23 protein-coding genes and 1 tRNA gene are annotated in these 21,500 nt (G+C 50.7%); 18 read left to right on the top strand and 6 right to left on the bottom strand.

Annotation, left to right across the window (positions count from 1 at the left end; all coding sequences use genetic code 11):
- Nucleotides 1–7: 7 nt before the first annotated feature.
- The 9 genes from vioA to V3O24_RS01870 all read left to right on the top strand — a co-directional run bounded on the left by vioA (nucleotide 8) and on the right by V3O24_RS01870 (nucleotide 6,586).
- Nucleotides 8–1,138, top strand: coding sequence for a dTDP-4-amino-4,6-dideoxy-D-glucose aminotransferase VioA (gene vioA / locus V3O24_RS01910; protein WP_331305939.1), 1,131 nt, complete (start codon nucleotides 8–10; stop codon nucleotides 1,136–1,138).
- Complete coding sequence (locus V3O24_RS01905) at nucleotides 1,135–1,836, top strand: WbqC family protein (protein ID WP_331305938.1); 702 nt, start codon at nucleotides 1,135–1,137, stop codon at nucleotides 1,834–1,836. Before vioA ends, V3O24_RS01905 begins: the two co-directional genes overlap by 4 nt.
- Nucleotides 1,833–2,474 carry a class I SAM-dependent methyltransferase gene (locus tag V3O24_RS01900; RefSeq protein ID WP_331305937.1) on the top strand — a complete coding sequence of 214 codons (642 nt, stop codon included), beginning with the start codon at nucleotides 1,833–1,835 and terminating at the stop codon, nucleotides 2,472–2,474. Before V3O24_RS01905 ends, V3O24_RS01900 begins: the two co-directional genes overlap by 4 nt.
- Complete coding sequence (locus V3O24_RS01895) at nucleotides 2,467–3,126, top strand: acetyltransferase (protein WP_331305936.1); 660 nt, start codon at nucleotides 2,467–2,469, stop codon at nucleotides 3,124–3,126. The genes V3O24_RS01900 and V3O24_RS01895 overlap by 8 nt, the downstream gene beginning before the upstream one ends.
- A gap of 24 nt (nucleotides 3,127–3,150) precedes the next feature.
- Entirely contained in the window at nucleotides 3,151–3,954 is an 804-nt protein-coding gene (locus V3O24_RS01890) for an FkbM family methyltransferase (RefSeq protein WP_104423730.1), read from the top strand.
- A complete protein-coding gene (locus tag V3O24_RS01885; RefSeq protein ID WP_104423729.1) occupies nucleotides 3,951–4,889 on the top strand; it encodes a hypothetical protein in 939 nt (312 codons plus the stop codon). The genes V3O24_RS01890 and V3O24_RS01885 overlap by 4 nt, the downstream gene beginning before the upstream one ends.
- A gap of 56 nt (nucleotides 4,890–4,945) precedes the next feature.
- Nucleotides 4,946–5,770: a phytanoyl-CoA dioxygenase family protein gene (locus tag V3O24_RS01880; protein WP_331305935.1), complete on the top strand. Its 825-nt coding sequence runs from the start codon at nucleotides 4,946–4,948 to the stop codon at nucleotides 5,768–5,770.
- 10 nt (nucleotides 5,771–5,780) lie between these two features.
- Entirely contained in the window at nucleotides 5,781–6,122 is a 342-nt protein-coding gene (locus V3O24_RS01875) for a hypothetical protein (RefSeq protein WP_331305934.1), read from the top strand.
- 98 nt (nucleotides 6,123–6,220) lie between these two features.
- Complete coding sequence (locus V3O24_RS01870) at nucleotides 6,221–6,586, top strand: phytanoyl-CoA dioxygenase family protein (RefSeq protein WP_331305932.1); 366 nt, start codon at nucleotides 6,221–6,223, stop codon at nucleotides 6,584–6,586.
- Nucleotides 6,587–7,101: 515 nt separating this feature from the next.
- Here the strand turns inward: V3O24_RS01870 and V3O24_RS01865 are convergent.
- The 4 genes from V3O24_RS01865 to ccsA form a co-directional block, all read right to left on the bottom strand.
- Nucleotides 7,102–8,586 (bottom strand): hypothetical protein, encoded by a 1,485-nt coding sequence (locus V3O24_RS01865; RefSeq protein ID WP_331305931.1) that lies wholly within the window; start codon nucleotides 8,584–8,586, stop codon nucleotides 7,102–7,104.
- Nucleotides 8,587–8,683: 97 nt separating this feature from the next.
- Nucleotides 8,684–9,898 (bottom strand): RimK family alpha-L-glutamate ligase, encoded by a 1,215-nt coding sequence (locus V3O24_RS01860; RefSeq protein WP_331305930.1) that lies wholly within the window; start codon nucleotides 9,896–9,898, stop codon nucleotides 8,684–8,686.
- Between the two features lie 60 nt (nucleotides 9,899–9,958).
- Nucleotides 9,959–11,410, bottom strand: coding sequence for an aspartate aminotransferase family protein (locus tag V3O24_RS01855; RefSeq protein ID WP_331305929.1), 1,452 nt, complete (start codon nucleotides 11,408–11,410; stop codon nucleotides 9,959–9,961).
- Nucleotides 11,411–11,463: 53 nt separating this feature from the next.
- Nucleotides 11,464–12,258, bottom strand: a complete 795-nt coding sequence (gene ccsA, locus V3O24_RS01850; protein ID WP_331305928.1) for a cytochrome c biogenesis protein CcsA — start codon at nucleotides 12,256–12,258, stop codon at nucleotides 11,464–11,466.
- A 245-nt stretch (nucleotides 12,259–12,503) separates the two neighbouring features.
- Between ccsA and ffh the strand changes: the two genes are divergently transcribed.
- From ffh to dbpA, 9 genes are all read left to right on the top strand, one after another.
- Entirely contained in the window at nucleotides 12,504–13,868 is a 1,365-nt protein-coding gene (ffh, locus tag V3O24_RS01845) for a signal recognition particle protein (protein WP_331305927.1), read from the top strand.
- Between the two features lie 137 nt (nucleotides 13,869–14,005).
- Complete coding sequence (gene rpsP / locus V3O24_RS01840) at nucleotides 14,006–14,257, top strand: 30S ribosomal protein S16 (RefSeq protein WP_104423720.1); 252 nt, start codon at nucleotides 14,006–14,008, stop codon at nucleotides 14,255–14,257.
- A gap of 5 nt (nucleotides 14,258–14,262) precedes the next feature.
- Complete coding sequence (rimM, locus tag V3O24_RS01835) at nucleotides 14,263–14,769, top strand: ribosome maturation factor RimM (protein WP_104423719.1); 507 nt, start codon at nucleotides 14,263–14,265, stop codon at nucleotides 14,767–14,769.
- An 8-nt stretch (nucleotides 14,770–14,777) separates the two neighbouring features.
- Nucleotides 14,778–15,515: a tRNA (guanosine(37)-N1)-methyltransferase TrmD gene (gene trmD / locus V3O24_RS01830; RefSeq protein ID WP_104423718.1), complete on the top strand. Its 738-nt coding sequence runs from the start codon at nucleotides 14,778–14,780 to the stop codon at nucleotides 15,513–15,515.
- 13 nt (nucleotides 15,516–15,528) lie between these two features.
- The gene (gene rplS / locus V3O24_RS01825) at nucleotides 15,529–15,870 is read left to right on the top strand and encodes a 50S ribosomal protein L19 (protein WP_104423717.1); all 342 of its coding nucleotides are present in this window, start codon (nucleotides 15,529–15,531) and stop codon (nucleotides 15,868–15,870) included.
- A 114-nt stretch (nucleotides 15,871–15,984) separates the two neighbouring features.
- Nucleotides 15,985–16,470: a methylated-DNA--[protein]-cysteine S-methyltransferase gene (locus tag V3O24_RS01820; RefSeq protein WP_104423754.1), complete on the top strand. Its 486-nt coding sequence runs from the start codon at nucleotides 15,985–15,987 to the stop codon at nucleotides 16,468–16,470.
- Nucleotides 16,467–17,351 carry a site-specific tyrosine recombinase XerD gene (xerD, locus tag V3O24_RS01815; RefSeq protein WP_104423716.1) on the top strand — a complete coding sequence of 295 codons (885 nt, stop codon included), beginning with the start codon at nucleotides 16,467–16,469 and terminating at the stop codon, nucleotides 17,349–17,351. The genes V3O24_RS01820 and xerD overlap by 4 nt, the downstream gene beginning before the upstream one ends.
- A 3-nt stretch (nucleotides 17,352–17,354) precedes the next feature.
- On the top strand, nucleotides 17,355–18,128 hold the full coding sequence (gene lpxA, locus V3O24_RS01810; protein ID WP_104423715.1) for an acyl-ACP--UDP-N-acetylglucosamine O-acyltransferase: 774 nt from the start codon (nucleotides 17,355–17,357) through the stop codon (nucleotides 18,126–18,128).
- A 117-nt stretch (nucleotides 18,129–18,245) separates the two neighbouring features.
- The gene (gene dbpA / locus V3O24_RS01805; RefSeq protein WP_104423714.1) at nucleotides 18,246–19,634 is read left to right on the top strand and encodes an ATP-dependent RNA helicase DbpA; all 1,389 of its coding nucleotides are present in this window, start codon (nucleotides 18,246–18,248) and stop codon (nucleotides 19,632–19,634) included.
- A gap of 146 nt (nucleotides 19,635–19,780) precedes the next feature.
- Here dbpA and V3O24_RS01800 read toward each other — a convergent pair whose 3' ends face one another.
- Both V3O24_RS01800 and V3O24_RS01795 read right to left on the bottom strand, forming a co-directional pair.
- Nucleotides 19,781–21,040, bottom strand: a complete 1,260-nt coding sequence (locus tag V3O24_RS01800) for a DEAD/DEAH box helicase (RefSeq protein ID WP_104423713.1) — start codon at nucleotides 21,038–21,040, stop codon at nucleotides 19,781–19,783.
- Between the two features lie 206 nt (nucleotides 21,041–21,246).
- Nucleotides 21,247–21,323 (bottom strand) — tRNA-Arg (locus V3O24_RS01795).
- Nucleotides 21,324–21,500 lie beyond the last annotated feature (177 nt).

The raw sequence follows: 21,500 nt of genomic DNA, 5'->3' as shown, positions 1-21,500 counted from the left end.
CCGATTAATGACGGAATTCCCAAAAAAACCACAGATTTATGTTACGGAACCTTTATTGCCGCCCCTGGATGAGTTTATTCCTTATTTGGAACAAATTTGGGGTAATAAATGGCTAACCAATAGCGGTCCGTTTCACCAGCAACTGGAACAGGCATTGTGCGACTATCTGGGGGTCAAGTACGTTTCCCTGTTTGCTAACGGCACGCTGGCCTTAGTAACGGCGCTCCAGGCGCTGCGCATTACCGGTGAAGTTATTACTACGCCGTATTCCTTCGTAGCCACTGCGCACTCGCTGTTGTGGAACGGCATCAAGCCGATATTTGTGGACATCGACCCGGTCTCGCTCAATATCGATCCCGAGAAAATCGAAGCGGCCATCACGCCGCAAACAACCGCTATCATGCCGGTACACTGTTATGGACATCCGTGCGACGTGGAGCGCATCCAGCAGGTTGCCGACAACTACGGGCTCAAGGTGATTTATGACGCCGCTCATGCTTTTGGCGTGCAGCATTACGGCGGCAGTGTGCTCAATTACGGCGATTTGTCGGTGCTCAGCTTTCACGCCACAAAGGTATTCAATACGTTCGAGGGCGGCGCCATCGTCTGTCCTGACGCCAAGATCAAGCAGCGCGTCGATCACTTAAAAAATTTCGGTTTTGTCGATGAAGTCACCGTGGTGGCTCCGGGCATTAACGGCAAGATGAATGAGATCAGCGCCGCTTTTGGCTTGCTGCAACTAAAATATATCGATGAAGCCCTGCAAAAACGCAAAGCCATTGATGCTCGTTACCGCGAAGATCTGGCGGGGGTAAAAGGCATTCATTGCCTGGCCGATGCAGGAGGGGAGGTGGCAAATTACGCTTACTTCCCGATTCTGGTGCGGCCTGAGTATCCGATCAGCCGTGATGCGCTGTATCAAGAGTTACGAAATAACGATATTCATGCGCGGCGCTACTTTTACCCGTTGATTAGCGATTTTCCAATGTATCGGGGGATACCTTCCGCGGCGCAGTCAAATTTACCGGTGGCCAGAAAGATCGCGAGTGAGGTGATTTGTTTACCGATTTATCCCGCATTGTCGAATGGCCAGGTCGATGCCATTGTTAAAATAATTGCAGGGCAACCTAGCAGATGACAGCCATTGCGATCATGCAGCCTTATTTTCTACCTTATATCGGTTATTTTCAGCTGATGGCGGCGGTGGATAAGTTCGTGGTGTTTGACGATGTCAATTTTATTAATCGCGGCTGGGTGAACCGGAATCGGCTGTTGCTGAACGGCGCTCCCCATACTTTTACGGTGCCGTTGCGCGGCGCCAGCCAGAATAGGCTTATCTGCGACATTGAACTGGCGGATGAGCGGAGTTGGCGGGACAAGCTGATGCGCACCCTACGACAGGCTTATGGGCATGCGCCCTGTTATACGCAAGTATCTATCCTGATAGAACGACTGGTTAATTTTCCTTCGATCCGTCTGGATGAGTTTTTACTGAACAGCCTCCGGGAGATGGCGGATTATCTGACGCTGGAGGTGGAGATCGTCAGCACTTCGCGCATTTATCAAAACATGCATTTGAAAGGGCAGGATCGTATTCTGGATATTTGCCTGCAAGAGCGGGCCGACATTTACGTCAATCCGGTCGGCGGCGTAGATTTATATGACCGGGCCGGTTTCTTGAAACAAGGGATACAGCTTAAGTTTTTGCGTCCGGGAACGGTTAGCTACAATCAGGGCAAAAGCGAGTACGTGCCTAGTCTATCGATTCTCGACGTATTGATGTTCAATCAGCCGGCCGCTGTACGGCGACTACTGGGTGAGAGGGATATGCTTTGAAGCAGCGTAAACACCAAACAATTATTGACCATTATGAAGCTTGTCTGGCACGGCATGGCGATTCGCATCTTGGGGTTGACTGGCCCAATAAGCAAGATGCGGAAAAACGCTATGCGGTGATGCTGAATGTGATTAGTGAACCCAGGGCTGGATTGACTCTGCTTGATTTTGGCTGCGGCGCTTCGCATTTGTATGATTTTCTACGGCAAAGCAGGTTTTCCGATATAACTTACTATGGCCTTGATGTGTCGCCCGCTTTTTACGAACTATCCCGGAATAAATATCCTGAAAATACTTACTATTGCCTGGATGTTGTTGCCGAGCCTGAAAAATTGCCTAAATTTGATTATGTGGTTATGAACGGCGTTTTTACCGAGAAATGCGACCTCGAATTCGATGAGATGTTGGCATATTTCAAGCAAGTGCTGCGGGCGGTATTTCCCAAAGTGCGTTGCGGTCTTGCGTTCAATGTGATGTCTAAAGCGGTGGACTGGGAGCGGGACGATCTGTTTCATTTACCCCTTGATACTCTGGTTGACTTTTTGACCAAGGAGCTATCACGTCATTTTGTGATACGTAACGATTACGGTTTGTACGAATATACAGTCTACGTTTATAAGGAGCCCTTGTATGGCTAATGTGGTGATTTTTGGCATAAAAGATTTTGCAGAATTGGCGCACTATTATCTGGAACGGGATTCCGTACATGAAGTGGTCGCTTTTAGCGTCAATCGTGATTACCTGCCGGAAGATCCGGTGTTCCGAGGCCTGCCGGTAGTCGCATTTGAAGACGTTGAATCACTTTTCCCCCCCGATAACCATGCGTTTTTTGCGCCGATGTCGCCGAAGAACATGAATCGCGATCGCGAGGCGGTTTACCAGACGATCAAAGGCAAGGGCTATCAGTGTATTAGTTACCTGAGCAGTAAAGCCACGGTATTCGACAACGAAATCGGCGAGAATTGCTTCATTCTGGAAAACAATACCCTCCAGCCGTTTACCCGCATCGGCAATAATGTCGTATTGTGGAGCGGTAACCACATCGGCCATCACAGTGTGATTCACGATCATGTGACGTTTACCTCCCATGTGGTGATGTCCGGGCATTGTGATATTGGCTCATATAGTTTTTTTGGCGTGAATTCGACGTTGCGTGATGGCTTGCGAATTGCTGAAGGCAGCTTTGTCGCGATGGCATCTTCCATCGTCAAAGATACCGAGGCTTGGGGTGTATACAAAGGCAATCCCGCAATTAAGTTGGTTATGCCCAGCACAAAGATGAAGCTGTAGCAAAATAACACATCAGGAAAAATAATGGCCCACGAACGCGCATTTGTTGCCTTAGAGACATTGGTAGACAGCGAGCATCTAAAAAAAGCCGATGCTTTTAATTTGGATGATTTCAGGTACAGCACAACGGTTAGAGGAAAAAAAATCGATTGGCTTTGCCTGTCCCGCAGATTGTTATGGATGGCTTCAGGCCATGAGCATATAGAGCCTGAATTGTTGGACTGGATTGACCGTATCCCCGCAGGGGAAGTTTTATATGACGTTGGCGCCAGTAACGGGATATTTTCAATGTATGCCGCTGCATGCGGTTTGCGGGTTATCGCCATTGAACCCGATCCGCTGAATTATTTTCTGCTGGCGTACAATAGTTATCTTAATTCAACGTCATCAGGAGCAGCGCTTGAAGGTTGTTATAACCTGGCTGTTTCCAAAGAAATGGCGGTTGGCAAGATGCATATAAAGCGCATGGAGCTGGGTGGGCATGAGAAGATCCTGGATCAGTCCAGAGACGTTTTTGGTGTTGATTTTCAGCCCGCACATTCGCATCCGGTCTTAAAATGCAGGCTTGACGATTTGGTCGAGACGATGGGGCTGCCTCTGCCGCGGTATTTGAAAATCGATGTCGACGGGGCGGAAGCCGAAGTGTTGCAAGGCGCCAAGTTGTGCCTGAAACATGTCGAGTCTATTTTTATGGAATTGACCGAAGAATTCATCAGTTCAACAGTCTTTTCCGTTTTTGAAAGCAATGGCTTTATTCTGCAAGAAAAATATCAAGTGCAAAACTACGATGGTTTGTTTAACTGTGTTTTTAAGAGAAGCGCGGCGTGATTTCGTGGCATAAGCGCGGGATCATTTACGGCCTTGATGAACGGCTGCCGTGGGCGCGGTCGCACGCCCAGATTCCTACGGTGGATATGCTGGATGACAAGCGGCTGGATGTGTTTTTCAGCAGCCGCGACGACGCTAATCGCAGTTTGATTGCACGGATGAAAGTGGATGCGGCAAATCCGGCGAATATCCTTGATATTCAGGCGGAACCCTTGTTGCAGCTTGGTTTGCCGGGGACGTTTGACGATTGCGGCATGATGCCGTCTTCAATCGTGAACTGGCAGGGACTGAAATATTTGTATTACATCGGCTGGAATGTGCGCAATACAGTGCCGTATCATAACTCTGTGGGTTTGGCGGTCAGTGACGATGGCGGATGCACCTACCGTCGGCTGTTTGACGGCCCGGTCATGGATCGCTCGGCCGAGGAGCCTTATTTTTGCGCTACGACCTGCGTTCGGATTGAAAATGGCGTTTGGCGCAACTGGTATCTGTCGTGTACCGGCTGGGAGATGATCGGCGGGCGCATGGAGCCGTTTTACCATCTCAAATATGCCGAATCGGACGACGGCATTCATTGGCGCAGGGAAGGGCGAGTGGCGATTGACTATGCCGACGCTGCCGAGGGCGGCATCGCCAGGGCCAGTGTGTGCAAAGATGGCGCGCTTTATCGCATGTGGTACAGTTACCGCGGCCATACCGATTACCGGGATACCTGTGCGAATAGTTACCGTATCGGCTACGCTGAATCCGGCGATGGCCTGGTGTGGACTCGCCTGGACGATCAGGCCGGTATCGAGTTGAGTAATCAAGGCTGGGATTCTTTCATGCTGGCTTATCCCGAAGTGGTTGATGTTGGCGGTCGCCGTTATATGTTCTACAACGGAAACGGTTTTGGGCAGACAGGCTTTGGTTACGCCGAGGCTTCAGCGTAGGTTTTGACGGCGCCCTAACTCACGGTGTTACCGATCTATTTATAGAGGACTGGATAATGACTGCCGAACTCGAACAATATAAGTCAAATGGATTTTTCGTCGCGAAAGGCCTGTTGGATCAGCAGTGCGTTGATAAGGTGCGGGACTCTATCGCCAAGACCTTTCTCGACCAGTTGCGGCAAATCTTCGTTGACGTTGAAGGCATGGCGCTTTTTGATGCGATGCAGGCACTGCATCAATGTGACCTGGAGCGTTACAAAAAGACGGCCGGGGCGGTATGGCGAAAGCTCGATATATACCAGCTGTTACATGATCCCCGGATCACCGGTTTTCTGTTCGATAAATTCGGTTGGCGAGACATTTTTGTACCGGGCGGTCAAGTCGCTCATATCATGGCGCATGAGTTAAAAATCCCGGAAGGCTATTTCGGACTGGGCGTGCACCAGGACTTTCCTTCGGTACAGGGCAGCCTGGACGGCGTGGTTGTTTGGCTGCCGCTGGTCCGGGTGGATCGGGATAACTTTCCGTTGGAGCTGATTCCGGGCAGCCATAAGCGAGGTCTGTTAGCCACTGTGGATAGCAGTAGCGCCTTATGGGAGCTGCGGCCTGAGCAGTACCGAGAAGCGGATTTCATTCCAGCCGAGGTCGACGTGGGTGATGTGGTGTTTATGTCGATGTTTACCGTCCATCGCAGTTCAAGCAATGGGACACCCGGCCAATACCGGTTTGCACTTTCAACCCGATTCGATAACGCCGATGAAATCACATTTATTGACCGCTGCTACCCGAGCGCTTATCAGCGGAGTGTCCATCGGGCTCAATATTTTCCCGATTTCCCAACCATAGAACAGGTTGAGGAAGTTTTCCTGCCAGATCAATGAATCAGAAAGAATGATCTCTTTAACCGCAAAAACGCATGTCAATCATATACGTCAGCAAGGCTATGCCGTTATCAAGCAGGCCGTTGACCCGGCTGTAGTTCGGAACTTGCTCGAGTTTGCCAATACCTTTCAATATACCGAGGATGAACAGGCTAATTTGTTGCGTAATCAACAGCGATTGAACAGTTTTGACCGGACTATTTACAAGCGTCAGGACGCGCTTCGCTTATTTATTCGCGGCACGCCGGGCGAAGTCCTGAAAGAGCTGCTGAACGAAAAATTTTATGCGGCAATCCCGCCGGATCAGCCCAACTATAATACTGCGCGCGATGCATCTGCGCAGCTCGCTTGAAGCTTTGCCGTACCACATAGACTCGTTTATTCCTTACTCAGGAAACTATACTTCCGTCGGTCAAGCCATTCTTTTCCTGAATGATTCCAAGGTGGACAATGGCTGTTACACTGGTCGTGCCAAAATCCCATCAAACCGGGGAATATGCGCCGCAAGGCGAGAATGCGGAGGCAATTCCTTTAGAGGCCGAAGCCGGGGATATTGTGATTTGGGACAGCAGGATTTTGCATGCAACTCTGGAAAACAGCGTGAAAAGAGACCGGTGGGCGCTCATTGCCACGTTTTGCCGTTGGTATATAAAACAAGGGTTTGATTACCCGAGAGCCATACCTGAGTCGATGTTTGAAACACTGGACGATGACGAAAAAATTGTCTACGGCTATTGTTCCTATACGCCATTGGATGAATTCGATAAAACCGAGCTTAAGAGCGGTTTGGATAAAATTAAAAAATTATCGCGATAAGCATAAAAGCTGTAGAAGGGAAGATACCGAGCATGAAAGTCGAAACAGAAAATGATTTTTCCGGAATTGACGGAGACCACCCGATGAGCCAACAGTTCAATATTCTGACGTATTCGCTAGGGGGGCAGTGCAATTCCGCTTGGATTTTTTCGCGACTGGCGGGACCAGGAACCGGAAAGCGGCACTTTTTATATAGGCAAGTGCTCAGATTTTGGTGTGGGGTCTATGGTGAAATACGATTCCGAGTGCCAGAGTTTACGGGTAGGACGTTTTGTTTCAGGGGGCTCGCGTTTACAATTCCTGCTTAATGGCCAGCATGAATCCCGAACTATTTCTACCTATATGTTTTGCATTGCTGGATTTGGCCTGATGGCAGATGCCGTTGACCTAGATACGCGATAACAATGATGCCTCTCTTGCTGACCTGACGGCCAGTGAAGAGTACAGCCTGGAATTGCTTGCAGAACTTAAATTGCGCAAACAGCGCTGAGTTCGGCGAGCATCACCAAAATTGTTTAAACTTCATTGACGCTTGATTGGATTAACCATGCCGTTTTGTCTAAAGCCAGTAGCGCATTTTTAATCACGCCGATGCCCTTGTCACTGCTTGTTGCCGTTTCGACAATCAGCCGTGAGCTGAGGCACAAACGTAAGGCGCTGACCGCCGCGCCGTTACGGCTGCCGCAGGCGACGGGCTGGCCAAGTTGGCAGCGTATTGCGGCAATATCGCTGTTGCGATCGGTTAAGTCTAATGTGGTCGGCAGTTGCCGGTAGATATGCAGGGTTTCCTCGCGACTTAACGGTGTCCGCCCGGCGGGCTGGGGATGGTAAAGCAGAAAAGGAAAGATGGTCTGGAGATGGTCCCAGTTATCCGGTTCTATTAACGGACGACGGTCGAGCGGCGTGACAGGCAAGGGCTCGAAGTGAGGATCGGACGCCAGCCGTTGCCGGATCGCCTCTGCAAAGGCCCGCAAGAACTCGATGACGGCTGCTTGCGGTACGGCGCGAAACCGGCGCAGTTCTTCCAGCGCGACTTCACAACGCAGCAGCAGGCCGAAATTGGCTGCATGATCCAGATGCTCGGCTCCGGTCCAGTTAGTCGGCCAATCGGCTTTTGACGAACAAGACGACAGACGGCGTGGGAATGGACGTTTCTGGAACCGCTCTGCCAGGGCCGGAGGAAGCAATAACATACCGGAGAAAGTCGGAGCGGCAAGGAATTTCGAACCGGTCAGCGCGACCATGAAGCCTTGTTCCAGATAGGCGCGCAAAGTCGGCATTGCGATGCGGAATTGGCAGGCATCGACCAGTACCTCTATGTTATCGGGGAAACGACGGTGCAGCGCGATGACGCAGGCGGGGCTCGGCGCGATTAACCCGGTTTTGGATTGATCGACCAGAATCAACAGTATGCGCCGGTTTGATGCGACGGCTTTACCGGCCAGTGTTTCCACGTCGGCGTCGATTGCGGCCGGCGGCCTGGGCGTCCCATCGTCCAGCCGAATCGATACTTGTGCAATTTCAACGGTATTATCCGCCAAGGCCGATGCCACTCCGCTTCCGGTTTCATTGGCTTCGACCATGACGGCCAGCGCCGGTGCGGATGCGCCGCTGCCTGCATATTGGGAGGCAATGCTATGGATGTCGGTGCCGGATGGGGAGAATATAAGTTCCAGTCCGGTGACGTCGGACAGGTCGCATAAGCGCAGGCATTCCTGGCGAATCCGCTGCATTTCCCGTGCATAAACGGTTGAAGGCGATTCCGTGCCGAGGGCTGTCAGCAGTTTTTGGCGCAGCCGGTCTGCGGCGGCGAAACCTTCTGCGGAAATAATCGATGCGGTAGAGGAGCCGAATGCCAGCAGCTGAGGGTCGGGAAACGGCCCGCAGCCGTATTTATTCAGTCCGCTGAGCGGATCGACCGCGATACGCGCATCGCCGCCTGCAAGCAGCAGTTGTTCTGTGGATGGCAGGTTGCAGGGCGTTTTGAAAAGGTTTTGCACAATAATTATGAAGTATGGAGTGCAGGCTTCGCCTGCAAGCTCTGCTTGCGCTCCCGCAATGAGTTGTCAGGCGTAATGCAGTTAGTTAATGATGACATTAAGCGGCGCTACGTTGCATTGCGTTAAGCAGCATCTGCCGAAAGGCGCTGAATACTTTCTTCATCTGCGGTTGCTTGTAGGGAAAAATATCGACCGGATCGATCGCATGGACAATCATACAGCTGTCAATCTCGAAAATCAGCAGTTTGCCGTCGGCGGTTTCGCCGCAATCGATGCCCAGATAATCCAGTCCGGCCCGTTCGTTGATGGCGCGGAAGGCTTCGGCATGTTGACGGGCAAAGCCGCTGTCGAAATCGATCATAAAGCGCTCTTCTTCGGCGCGTTTTTCGGCACTTTCGGCCATGCCTGCATTCAGGTAGTGGACCATCCAGTGTTCGGATATGCCGACATGGCAAACAAAGGGTTTGCCGTCGATCAGTACGATGCGGTATTTGCGGAACAAGCCATCCTGTCCGCGATAGTCGACAAAACGGGATATATAAAACTCTTCATTGAGCATGTTTTGCAGGTAGCTGACAAGCACGGTTGGGCTGTCTATCTTGTCCAGGTCTTTCCCTGCGTGGGAATCGACCGGGCGGACGATAATCGGGAAAACGCCGTCGTCGAGAATCTCTGTCAGCGGCAGTTCGCCATCGGCGATTTGTTGGAGGGTTTGCCGGGATATGCGTACCGTAATCGGCATCTCTATGCCCGGTGCGGATTTTAGCAATACGCAGGCTTCATTCCGCGACATCAATGCAATACGGTCAGGCCTGTTCAGCACCGGGCGGGGCCATGTTGCTATAGAGGCATCGATCTGTTTTAACAGCGGCATATTCCGGTCGGATTGGGCGATGGCGACGAACAGCACATCGTGATCCGGCAGATCGGCCGGTAAAGGCTGGTTTTGGGTTACATAGACGATATCGAGGGCGACATCGGAGTCTTCCAGCAGGAATTCCACCGGCGTGTTGGACATCAAGTCGCCTGTACCCATGATCGCAAGCAGGCGGATATTGACTTGACCAGTTGCAGTCGGCGGGGAATATATTTGCTGGCTTTCTATGGCCTGGGCTTGCGTGCTTAAGGCCAAGTCGCGGTTGCCACGGAGCTGCAAAATCGTGGATAAATCCATCAGGGCGTGGCCGCCGGTTTCAGTCTCGGCGCGTTCGATCAACTGCGTGCCCAACGGGGCGAGGTCGGAGCCGGAGTAAGCCATTCGCATCAGCTTTGCGAGGCCGAGCAGCGGTTCGGTATGTTCATTGGATTGCATTGGTTTTCCTAAGGTTGGGCATTTTCTATCGCCAGGAATGGTGTGTATGCGGCAAGCCTGTCAGGAACAGGCGCTGCGAGCGGCAATCCCGCCCAATTCGAGCGTGGCGTCGATCAATGCGTCAATGTCGCTTACGGTGGTGCGATGATTGACGATGGCGGCTCGAATGGCCAGCTGTCCGTTGATGGTTGTCGTTGACGGTGCCGCAATGCCGGACTCCTGCAGCGCGACCACCAGGTCGGCATTGACCCGGTCGGCATCCTCGCTACGGTAGCGGAAGCATACGATATTCAGCGCAACGGGCGCGAGCAGTTCCAGCTGCGGTTCGGCTTCGATACGCCGCTTCAAGTGCTGGGCCAGCGCGCAGGTGTTTGAAATAACCCTGCCTAATTTTTCCTCGCCGTAAACTTTTAAGGTGAACCAGGTTTTGAGCGCCCTGAAACCGCGTGAAAGATCGGGGCCGAAGTCGCACGGCCATGGCGAACCGGCCGCCATGCCGCGGGTTTCCCGTTTCAGGTAAGCGGCGGGCGAAGCGAATGCGTTGTGATGCAGCTCGCCGTCCCGCACCAAGATGAATCCTGCATCATAGGGAACTTGTCCCCATTTATGGAAATCGAAGGCGATCGAATCGGCGCGCTCGATGCCTTGCAGTCGCGGTGCAATATCAGGCGCGAGCATGGCCAGCGCGCCGTATGCGCCGTCGACGTGGAACCAGATATTTTCGCGTTCGCAAAGTTCGGCAATAGCCTGAAGGTTGTCAATGGCGCCGACGCCTACGGTTCCCACTGTGCCGGCAATGAAAAACGGCGTCAGGCCGGCTTTTTTGTCCTCGGCAATGGCGCGTTCAAGCGCCGCTATATCCATCTGGTGCAGCTGATCGACGGGTATCATGCGCAACGCGTCACTGCCGAAGCCTGCAATGTCCATGGCTTGAACGATGCTGATATGTGCGCCGGCCGAGGTATAGGCGACCAACTGTTGACCGTTGGCGGCCATGCCCGTATGACGTACATCGGTGCCTAAGCGGGCGGTGCGTGCAATCAGGACGCCGATCAGGTTGGCCATCGAGGTGCCGGTCACAAACAGGCCGCTGGCGGTTTCCGGGAAATTAAACAGTCTTCGGACCCACTGTACGACCTGTCGTTCGATTTCTATCGGCGATTGATCGCGTCCGCCGAGATTGGCGTTCAGCCCGCCTGCCAGCATTTCCGCGAGCATGCCGACCGGGGTTCCTCCGCCATGAACCCAGCCCATAAAACCGGGATGGACGTTGCCCAAGGCGTAGGGGAGTACGTCTTTGAGAAATAGTTCATGCGTTTTTGCTAGGTCGGATGGGACGTCATCCAATGCTTGGCGGAATGAATTACGCACTTCGTCGGGCATCGGTTGCCAGACCGGTTGATCGCGCAGGTGTTCAAGATAGTCGATCATGTCGTCCAGCATCCGATGGCCTTGCAAGCGAAAGGCATTCCAGTCGGATGGGTCTAGTGTGTCTTCAGGGGTTTCCAGCATAGTTTATATTTGGATTGAAACCGGCATGGGTGTAAGGAAGCTGTAAAAATGCATTATCTATGTAAGATAATTTCCAGCACCAGCTTGCTGCCGAAGTAAGCCAGCAGCAGCAAAACAAAGCCCGTCAAGGTCCAGCGGACTGCGGTTTTTCCTCGCCATCCGTAACGCAATCGGCCTATCAGCAAGCTGGAAAAAATGATCCAGGCGATTATGGATAATACAGTCTTGTGCGCCAAATGCTGGGCAAACAAATCTTCGATAAAGATGAAGCCGCTGATCAGGGAAATGCTCAGGAAAAAAAGTCCTGTGCCGAGCATTTGGAACAATAAAGATTCCATGGCTTGCAAGGAAGGCAATGACTGGATAAAGCGTTTGGGCGGGTGGCTTTTAAGCTGCTGGTCCTGAATGGCGAGCAGAACGGCTTGCAAGGCGGCGATATTGAGCAGGCTGAACGCGATAATTGAGGTTAAGATGTGTACGCTCATCTGCCAGTTGTGGGTGTGCAGTAGATGCGGTTTCTCGGGCAGGTTCAGTTCCAGCGCCAGCATGATCGCGGCAACCGGAAATATGACGAGACCGAGTTTTTCGACAGGCTTGTTGAGTGTAGCGATAAGCAGCAGCAGGGCGACAATCAGTGAAACTAGGGACGCGGTACTGATAAAGCTAAAATTGAAGCTGCTGTTTTGCTGGAATGCGGCGGCGGTATATAAGGTATGTGCGCCTACGGCCAGCCATCCAAGATAAAGCGGTGTACTTTGTCTTTTGTTCTGATGAGTATCCCAGGCAATAAGCAGCGTGCTTGCCAGATAAGTGCATATTGACAGGGTGGCGAGTGCGATGGTGTTCATTAGGGTCGTTTTATTGGTTTGTAATCAATCGGTAACGCCACTGTCAGGTGTGGACTTTTTGCCAGTATGAATGGTAAGGGGCATTAGCTTCCAGATAATGCGACAAGTCGCATTTCCATCACACCCAAATTCCCTTGAGTTTAATGCAAAGGCCTCAATGGCTATGTTAATATATCCCGCTAAATAGTCCTAACGCATTTGTGTTAGTGAATGGTTTCCCTGAAGATTTAATTAAAGATACTGATATGTTTGATAATTTAACCGATCGATTAGGTAGCACGCTTAAAAAAATTAAGGGCCAGGGGCGCTTGACTGAAAGCAATATCAAGGACACCCTGCGCGAAGTGCGGATGGCTTTGCTTGAGGCCGATGTTGCTTTGCCGGTGGTTACGGACTTTATTGAACGTATCAAAACAGGTGCGTTAGGTCAGGAGGTTCAGTCCAGTCTGTCGCCCGGCCAGTCGCTGATTAAGTTGGTTCAGGCTGAGCTGGTCACCGTGATGGGCGAGGCCAACGAAAAGCTGAATCTTAATGCCGTCCCTCCCGCGATTATTTTAATGGCGGGCTTGCAAGGTGCCGGTAAAACCACGACGGTGGCCAAACTGGGTCGTTGGTTAAAAGAAAATCAAAAGAAAAAAGTCGGCGTGGTCAGCGCCGACGTTTATCGTCCTGCGGCGATCAAGCAGTTGCAGATGCTGGCAAACGATCTTTCTTTGGAGTTTTTTGAAAGCGATGCGTCGCAAGATCCGGTAGATATTGCCAAGAATGCGATTGAAGCGGCCAGGAAAAAATTTCTCGATGTCATTATTATCGATACCGCAGGCCGTCTGCATGTCGATGATGAAATGATGGGCGAGATTAAAGCGTTGCATGCGGCAATCAATCCTATCGAAACCTTGTTTGTTGTTGACAGCATGACCGGGCAGGATGCGGCAATTACAGCAAAAGCCTTTAATGACGCGTTGCCGTTGACCGGGGTTATCCTGACCAAGGCGGACGGTGACGCACGAGGCGGGGCGGCGCTGTCTATACGCCATATTACCGGCAAGCCGATCAAGTTTATCGGGATGGGCGAAAAAACCGATGCTTTGGAGCCTTTCTATCCTGATCGTATCGCTTCCCGTATTTTGGGTATGGGTGATGTGCTGGGTCTGATTGAAGAGATCGAACAGAAAGTTGACAAGGAAAAGGCCGAGAAACTCGTTAAAAAGCTGCAAAAAGGCAAGTCTTTTGATCTGGAAGATTTTCGTGAGCAATTGCAGCAAATGCAGAGCATGGGTGGAGTCGGCTCCATGTTGGATAAGTTGCCCGGTATGAATAGTATTCCTCAGGAAGTGAGAGACAAGGTTAATGATAAGGAGTTGTCGCGCCAGATTGCGGTCATTAATTCCATGACCATGAAGGAAAGGCGCTATCCCGACCTGATTAAAGGCAATCGGAAGAAACGTATTGCGGACGGTTGTGGGCAGCAGTTGTCGGATGTCAATCGCATCCTGAAGCAGTTTATGATGATGCAGAAAATGATGAAGCGCTTCAAGTCCGGCAATATGGCCAACATGATGCGAGGCATAAAAAATAATGTGCGTGGTATGGGCGGCATGAGACGATAGTTCATTGTCGCAATGGCTGCTTATTTGATTGCCAGAGCGAATGAACTTGATCGGTTGTGTGTTGTTCTTTACTTATATGGAAAATCGCGTAAAATAAATCGATTCAATTTTGACTAAATGTTTTTTGAGGAACTTAGATGGTAACCATTCGTCTTTCTAGAGGTGGCGCGAAAAATCGTCCTTTCTATCACGTTGTTGTAACCGATAGCAGAAGCGGTCGCGACGGCCGTTATATTGAACGTGTTGGTTTTTTCAATCCACTGGCTCGTGGCAATGAAGAAAGATTGCGTTTAGATAGCGAACGAGTTGAGCATTGGAAAGCCAATGGCGCGCAGCCTTCTGATCGCGTTGCAAAATTGATTAAAGACGCACAAAAAGCGGCGGCATAAACCGTTTGTCAGAACAGCAGCATATAAGTGTCGGAAAAATTTCCGGCGTTTTTGGTGTAAAAGGATGGGTTAAGGTATTTTCCTTCACTGATCCGAGGGAAAATATTTTAACTTATTCTCCTTGGTTGTTGATAAAAGGCGACGAGATAAAAACCGTTGATGTTGTTGACGGACAGCTGCAGGGCAAGACGATAGTCGCCCAGCTGGACAGTGTTAGTGACAGGGATCAAGCAGCCGGTCTGATGGGTTGGGATGTTTTTATAACCCGAGATCAACTGCCGAAAGCCGCTAAAGGCGAATATTACTGGTCCGAGTTGATCGGGTTGGCTGTTGAAACCATTGATGGCGTTCAGCTAGGCACAGTTGATAGTTTGCTGGAAACAGGCGCTAATGACGTCGTTATTGTCCATGGAGATCGAGAACGGGTTATTCCGTTTTTACAGGGACAGACGATAATTAATGTTGATCTGGATGCGGGCAAAATTATTGTCGACTGGGATCCTGAGTTTTAATTATCACCATGCGTTTTGATGTTGTAACGTTATTTCCGGAAATGGTGACAGCGGCTGCGGGTTGCGGTGTAACCGGCAGGGCGATCGAACGCAATATAGTCGGTTTGTCGACATGGAATCCTCGGGATTATACCCACGACAGGCACAGAACAGTTGATGATCGTCCTTACGGCGGCGGTCCTGGCATGGTCATGAAATATCAGCCCTTGCATGATGCGGTCAATGCCGCAAAACAGGCTGGCGCTGAAGGCGCTAAAGTGGTTTATTTGAGTCCGCAAGGCAAACCGATTACTCAGGCTTTGCTGGCAGAGGCCGGTAAAGTATCGCAGCTGATTTTAGTTGCGGGGCGTTATGAAGGTATTGACGAGCGTTTTGTTGAGCTGGATTGCGACGATGAATGGTCTATCGGTGACTATGTTATCAGTGGCGGCGAGCTAGCAGCGCTGATAGTGATTGATGCGGTGACGCGTTTGTTGCCGGGTGTGCTCGGTGATGAGGATTCGGCTCAGCAGGACTCTCATAGCGATGGCTTGCTGGATTGTCCGCATTTTACCAGGCCGGAACAGATTGAAGGACACTCGGTACCGGAAGTTTTGTTAGGCGGCAATCATGCGGATATAGATCGCTGGCGTATGAAGCAGGCTTTGGGTCGGACTTGGCAGAGACGGCCGGATTTATTGAAAAAAAAGAATTTGAGCGCAGAGCAGGAAAACTTGCTTAAAGAATTTATTGTGGAGTTGGTTTAAATTAAGGTGTGGTATGAGCAATATTATTGATGAATTGGAAGCGGAACAATTGAAACAGATTCCTGACTTTGGTCCAGGTGACACAGTTGTTGTACAGGTTAAGGTAAAAGAAGGCGATCGTGAAAGAATTCAGGCTTTTGAAGGCATCGTGATTGCAAAACGTAATCGCGGATTAAACTCGGCTTTCACAGTAAGAAAAATTTCTCACGGTACCGGCGTTGAGCGTGTTTTCCAAACACACAGCCCGCTGATTAGCGAGATCAATGTTAAGCGTCGCGGCGATGTGCGTCGTGCCAAGTTGTATTACTTGCGTGACCTGACCGGAAAAGCGGCTCGTATTAAAGAAAAACTTTAATCAAGTCGGTTTTCATGAGATAAAAAAGGCAGCTTTGGGCTGCCTTTTTTTATGGCGGTTAATTTAGAGCGATTGTCTTTTAGCGAATCATTAAAATTATTCAGGACTTGTTTTATGCCGTTTATAATTCAGTGGGTCGAAAATTGCTCGGAAGCTGAGGAAGTTGTAAGGCTTCAGACTCCGGCCGGGCAGTTTGTTTTGACTAGCTGTCAGGGCGTGATCAGCAAAACAGACTGGGATTCGGGCGTTTGTCCGAGTCCGCCTGCTGAACATGAGTTAGACGCCTATTGGCGGCATCCCGATAGACCTATTAACATCAAACTGTTAAAACAAGGCAGCGTCTACAGAAATCAAGTCTGGGCCGCGCTTTGCCAAATACCCTTTGGTGAAACCATGACCTATTCCGCATTGGCCAAGAAAATAGGCTCATCGGCGCGGGCAGTCGGCAACGCGTGCCGGGACAATCCTTATGCTTTATTCATCCCCTGCCACCGGGTGGTTTCCGTTTCCGGCATGGGTGGCTATTGCGGGCAAACCGGCGGCGATTTATTGGCGGTAAAATACAAATTGCTGGAATTTGAAGCAAACTATAAAAAATGAACGCAACGGCTTTGATAGATCAATTTCTCGATGCGGTTTGGGTCGAGCAGGGCTTGAGCGAGAACACGCTTTCGGCTTACGGCAGCGATTTAAGGATTTTTGCCAAATGGTTAAAAGATAAGCCGATACTGGAAGTGGACGGGGGGCAGCTATCCGAATTTCTGTCCAGCCGTTATAAAGAAGGCATAGGCAACCGGTCTACTGCGCGTATTTTGTCCAGTTTGCGCCGGTTCTACGGGTATTACATCCGGGAAAACAGCATTCAAGTCGACCCGACCGCCTTAATAGAATCGCCCCATATCGGCCAGCCGTTGCCCAAATCGCTATCGGAACAGGATGTCGAGTTGCTGTTGGATGCGCCTGAAGTCACCAACGCGCTTGGTTTTAGGGACAGAACCATGCTGGAAATGCTTTACGCCACAGGGCTCAGGGTATCGGAGCTGGTCAACTTAAAGTTCGAACAGATTAGCTTCAGGCAAGGCGTGGTCAGAATTATCGGCAAGGGCAACAAAGAGCGCCTGGTGCCGGTCGGCGAAGAAGCCATGAGCTGGCTGGAAAGCTATATGACTCAAGCCAGAAAGACCATTCTCGGTCAGCGGCAATGCGATTACCTGTTTGTCACCAACCGGGCCGAGAATATGACACGGCAGGCTTTTTGGCATATTATCAAACGCAATGCAAAAAAAGCCGGCATTAACAAAGCGCTGTCGCCGCATACGTTGAGACACGCTTTCGCCACACATTTGTTGAATCATGGAGCGGATTTGCGGGTCGTGCAGTTATTACTCGGGCATTCGGATTTATCGACCACGCAAATCTATACCCATATTGCCCGGGAAAGGCTTAAAGAATTACATTCAAAATTTCATCCAAGAGGATAAAAGATGGCTCAAAATATTCATCCAACCGCCTATATAGCACCGGATGTGTCGCTGGGAGACAATATTACGGTAGGGCCTTTTGCCGTTATCGAAGCAGGCGCTCAACTGGGAGCCAACTGCCAAGTGGGCGCTCATGCCGTGGTACACAGTCATGTGAAGATGGGCGACGGCAATATTTTACATCCGCATGCTGTGTTGGGCGGATTACCGCAAGATACCGGCTTTAAAGCCGAGACAGTTTCCTGGCTGGTCTGCGGAGACAACAACGTTTTCAGAGAGGGTTTTACGGCGCACCGCGCCTCTAAAGAAAATGCCGAGACCCGTATCGGGTCGGGCTGTTTTTTTATGAACAACAGCCATGTCGCGCATGATTGCTCCGTTGGGAATAACACCATATTCGCCAATAATGTCGCCATCGGTGGGCATGTTGAAGTCGGCAATAATGTTTTTATCGGGGGGGCTGTCGTTGCGCACCAATTTTGCAGAATCGGTTCATACGCGATAGTGCAGGGTACGACCGGCCTTAACATGGACGTGATTCCCTTTATGCTGATCGGCGGACGTCCCGCCCGGCATTACAAGTTGAACACCGTAGGTTTAAGACGCGCAGGCATTACCGGAGAGCGGTATAAAGTGCTGTCGGCGGCATTCCGCCTGCTGAAAAATAAGAAAAGCCTGGACGGCCTGGAAGAAACCGCAGAGTTAAAGCAATTGAAAGACTGGCTGGCGGTTAAGTCCAAGCGCGGCTTGCACGGATTTGTTGATGTGTCTGGCTAATTTGATATTAACAATTGAAACATCAACCTTGTCCGGCTTAAGGTCCCGCTATCTGGTATCATAAGCGATTGAATGACGGCAGTTCGCCGCCATTCACGTCAATATAAAGAGTCCTTAGTGAGTACTGCCAAATTTTCATCCCTAGCTTTAAAACCCGCCCTGCTTGAAAACATTGAATCCCTGGGTTACACCCACTTAACGCCTATCCAGGCGGAGAGTTTGCCGCATATTCTTGAAGGCAGGGACGTGATTGCGCAGGCTAAAACCGGCAGCGGCAAAACCGCCGCTTTCGGCATTGGTCTGTTGTCCAAGTTGGATTTGAACAGTTTTAGGGTTCAGGCGATGGTGGTTTGCCCTACGCGGGAACTGGCCGATCAGGTCTGCAAGGAAATCCGGCGATTAGCCCGGTTTACGCAAAACATTAAGGTGCTGACCTTGTGCGGCGGCGTGCCTTTCGGTCCGCAGCTGGGTTCGTTGGAGCATGGCGTTCATGTGGTTGTCGGCACGCCGGGGCGGTTGCAGGAGCATCTACGCAAACGCAGCTTGCGTTTGAGTAATCTCAAGGTGTTGGTTTTGGACGAGGCCGACCGGATGCTGGACATGGGTTTTGAAGAAGCCATTACCGATGTGATTTCATACGCGCCGACGCATCGGCAGACTTTGCTGTTTTCCGCGACTTATGCCGAGCCTATCAGGGAGATGAGCCAGAAATTCCAGTTTAAGCCGGTGTCTGTCAGTATCGAAACCAGGCATCATGACAGCGACATTGAGCAACGTTTTTATCAGGTAGAAAAATCTAAAAAAATCAGTGCATTAGGCTATCTTTTGTCCTACTATCGGCCCGAATCGACTGTGGTCTTTTGCAATACCAAACGGGATTGCCAGGATGTGGCGAGTTTCCTTGAAAATAGCGGTTTCTCGGTTCAGTCACTGCATGGCGATCTGGAGCAAAAGCATCGGGACCAAGTGTTGGTTCGTTTTGCCAACAAGAGCTGTTCAGTGCTGGTGGCGACCGATGTGGCTGCGCGGGGGCTGGATATCAAGGATATGCAGGCGGTGATTAATTATGAATTACCCTGGGATCCTGAAATTTATGTGCATAGAATCGGGCGTACCGGTCGCGCCGGTAACAAAGGTTTGGCGTTAAGTCTTTGTACGGAAAAGGAATTAATCCGGGTCAAAGCTATTGAAAAATATCAGAACATTCCTGCCAAATGGGATGAAGTGGCTCCATTCCAGATGAACCATGAGCAGCGCTTCGAACCGCCGATGGTGACTTTGTGGATCGACGGCGGGCGCAAGAATAAAGTGCGTCCGGGGGATATATTGGGGGCGTTAACCGGCGACTCCGGGATTGCAGGCAGCGAAGTGGGCAAGATCGATATTTTTGATGCCCATGCTTACGTTGCAATCAAGCGCGACAGTGTTGATAAGGCCCTGGCTTGCTTGAGAAACGGCAAAATAAAGGGACGCAATTTTAATGTCCGCAAATCTCAATGGGGATGAGGCGTCGGGTTAGCATAACGTAACGCTAATATAACTTAATAAGACATATCACCACGAAGAGCACGAAGTTTTTTCTTCGGGAACTTCATGTCTTCGCGGTGATGTGCTTTTAGAAGCAGTTACGCCATGCAATCCTACCTGTGAATCTAAGCGCTTTTCGCTCTAGGCTTATTTCCGGCTTGATTACCGCCGGGTTTCCGTGGCTGATTTGAGTTTCTGCTTGGGCGCGGTCCTCGCGGCGGCTCTGGCGGCATCGGCGGCGCAACTGCGGACGCTTCAAAACCGGCAATTTGTTCGCGTCTAATCTCTTTCCCGATCAGCTTTTCAACTTGACGCAAGAAGCTGTATTCATCATGGGACACCAGCGATATAGCTTGGCCTTCCTCACCTGCGCGACCGGTTCGGCCGATTCTGTGTACATAGTCTTCCGGCGCTCTGGGCAGTTCAAAATTGACGACATGCGGCAGCAGGTTAATATCGATGCCGCGCGCCGCGACATCGGTCGCCACCAGCACCCTGATTTCACCGGCTTTAAAGCCCGCCAATGCACTGGTTCTGGCGCCCTGGCTTTTGTTGCCGTGTATTGCCGCCGCCTTAATGTTTATCTTGTTAAGTTTTTCAGTGAGCCGGTTCGCGCCGTGCTTGGTAGTCGTAAAAACCAAAACCTGCCGCCAGTCATGCTCTTTTATCAAGTGACAGAGCAGTTCGGTTTTGTTGGCTTTATTAACCAGGTAAGCGACTTGCTCAACCAGTTCTGCGGCGGTGTTGCGCGGAGCGACCTCGATTTTTATCGGATTGACCAGGAGTCCCGTTGTGAGCTTGCGTATATCTTCGGAAAAGGTCGCCGAAAACAGCAGGTTTTGGCGTTTCTTCGGCAGCAAGGCGATGATTTTGCGAATATCCCGGATGAAACCCATGTCCAGCATGCGATCCGCTTCGTCAAGTATCAGTGTTTCTACTTGATCGAGTTTCACCGCATTCTGATTAACCAGATCCAGCAAGCGTCCGGGCGTGGCGACCAGGATGTCTACGCCGCCTCTTAAGCGCATCATTTGCGGGTTGATCTTTACTCCGCCGAATACGACTTCGGATTTTAAGCGGGGATGCAAATGCGCTCCATATTTGCTGACCGATTCGCCGATTTGCGCGGCAAGTTCCCGGGTTGGGGTCAGTATCAATACCCTGACCGGCCGGTTATTGGTATAAGCCTTTTGCGATAAGCGATGCAGAATGGGAAGGGTGAATCCGGCCGTTTTGCCGGTTCCTGTCTGTGCGGCTGCCAGAACGTCATGGCCGCCTAAAACGGCTGGAATGGCTTGCGACTGGATCGGGGAGGGGGTGGTGTAGCCTGCGTCAGCAATGGCGCGCAGCAGCGGGTCAGATAAACCCAGGGTGGTAAATGGCATATTAGTTAGAGTCTCAATAAAAGGTTGCTGCTGACAAATGTTTTGCAGCTTGGTGAAAAGTGTGGGGGGTTAAATAAAAAACGCGTCAGAAAACGGCGGTCGAGTTGATTGCGGTAATATCGGCGTTTTTATAGCGATGGCGTTAGCTGACGTCTCTGGTTACGGTTAGACGTGTGTATATGAGCGTTGTAAGTTGTTGATATAAATGGTGCCCCGAGGCGGATTTGAACCACCGGCCTGTCCCTTAGGAGGGGACCGCTCTATCCAGCTGAGCTATCGGGGCAAAAATAAAATTAATTCTACCATAGATGGATATTTAATTCATTTGTTCCGTCCGTAGCGCCAGGGCAATCGCGCTTAAAAGTGCTTGAAAATATAATTTAGATGAGGTAATAATCCTATCATTTTGATTTTCAATGACAGCAAAACCAACACCTTCTATTATCCATCACTTTTCAAG

It is taken from the genome of Methylobacter sp. Wu8, assembly GCF_036440755.1.
GTDB lineage: Bacteria > Pseudomonadota > Gammaproteobacteria > Methylococcales > Methylomonadaceae > Methylobacter_A > Methylobacter_A tundripaludum_A.
This window is presented reverse-complemented; position numbering and strand designations above follow the sequence as displayed.

Bases quoted from the DNA above. Each gene is read 5' to 3' on its own strand.
- vioA (WP_331305939.1), top strand. From the start codon at position 8: ATGACGGAATTCCCAAAAAAACCACAGATTTATGTTACGGAACCTTTA.
- V3O24_RS01905 (WP_331305938.1), top strand. From the start codon at position 1,135: ATGACAGCCATTGCGATCATGCAGCCTTATTTTCTACCTTATATCGGT.
- V3O24_RS01895 (WP_331305936.1), top strand. From the start codon at position 2,467: ATGGCTAATGTGGTGATTTTTGGCATAAAAGATTTTGCAGAATTGGCG.
- V3O24_RS01890 (WP_104423730.1), top strand. From the start codon at position 3,151: ATGGCCCACGAACGCGCATTTGTTGCCTTAGAGACATTGGTAGACAGC.
- V3O24_RS01880 (WP_331305935.1), top strand. From the start codon at position 4,946: ATGACTGCCGAACTCGAACAATATAAGTCAAATGGATTTTTCGTCGCG.
- V3O24_RS01875 (WP_331305934.1), top strand. From the start codon at position 5,781: ATGATCTCTTTAACCGCAAAAACGCATGTCAATCATATACGTCAGCAA.
- V3O24_RS01870 (WP_331305932.1), top strand. From the start codon at position 6,221: ATGGCTGTTACACTGGTCGTGCCAAAATCCCATCAAACCGGGGAATAT.
- V3O24_RS01860 (WP_331305930.1), bottom strand. From the start codon at position 9,898: ATGCAATCCAATGAACATACCGAACCGCTGCTCGGCCTCGCAAAGCTG.
- V3O24_RS01855 (WP_331305929.1), bottom strand. From the start codon at position 11,410: ATGCTGGAAACCCCTGAAGACACACTAGACCCATCCGACTGGAATGCC.
- ccsA (WP_331305928.1), bottom strand. From the start codon at position 12,258: ATGAACACCATCGCACTCGCCACCCTGTCAATATGCACTTATCTGGCA.
- ffh (WP_331305927.1), top strand. From the start codon at position 12,504: ATGTTTGATAATTTAACCGATCGATTAGGTAGCACGCTTAAAAAAATT.
- rpsP (WP_104423720.1), top strand. From the start codon at position 14,006: ATGGTAACCATTCGTCTTTCTAGAGGTGGCGCGAAAAATCGTCCTTTC.
- trmD (WP_104423718.1), top strand. From the start codon at position 14,778: ATGCGTTTTGATGTTGTAACGTTATTTCCGGAAATGGTGACAGCGGCT.
- rplS (WP_104423717.1), top strand. From the start codon at position 15,529: ATGAGCAATATTATTGATGAATTGGAAGCGGAACAATTGAAACAGATT.
- V3O24_RS01820 (WP_104423754.1), top strand. From the start codon at position 15,985: ATGCCGTTTATAATTCAGTGGGTCGAAAATTGCTCGGAAGCTGAGGAA.
- xerD (WP_104423716.1), top strand. From the start codon at position 16,467: ATGAACGCAACGGCTTTGATAGATCAATTTCTCGATGCGGTTTGGGTC.
- lpxA (WP_104423715.1), top strand. From the start codon at position 17,355: ATGGCTCAAAATATTCATCCAACCGCCTATATAGCACCGGATGTGTCG.
- V3O24_RS01800 (WP_104423713.1), bottom strand. From the start codon at position 21,040: ATGCCATTTACCACCCTGGGTTTATCTGACCCGCTGCTGCGCGCCATT.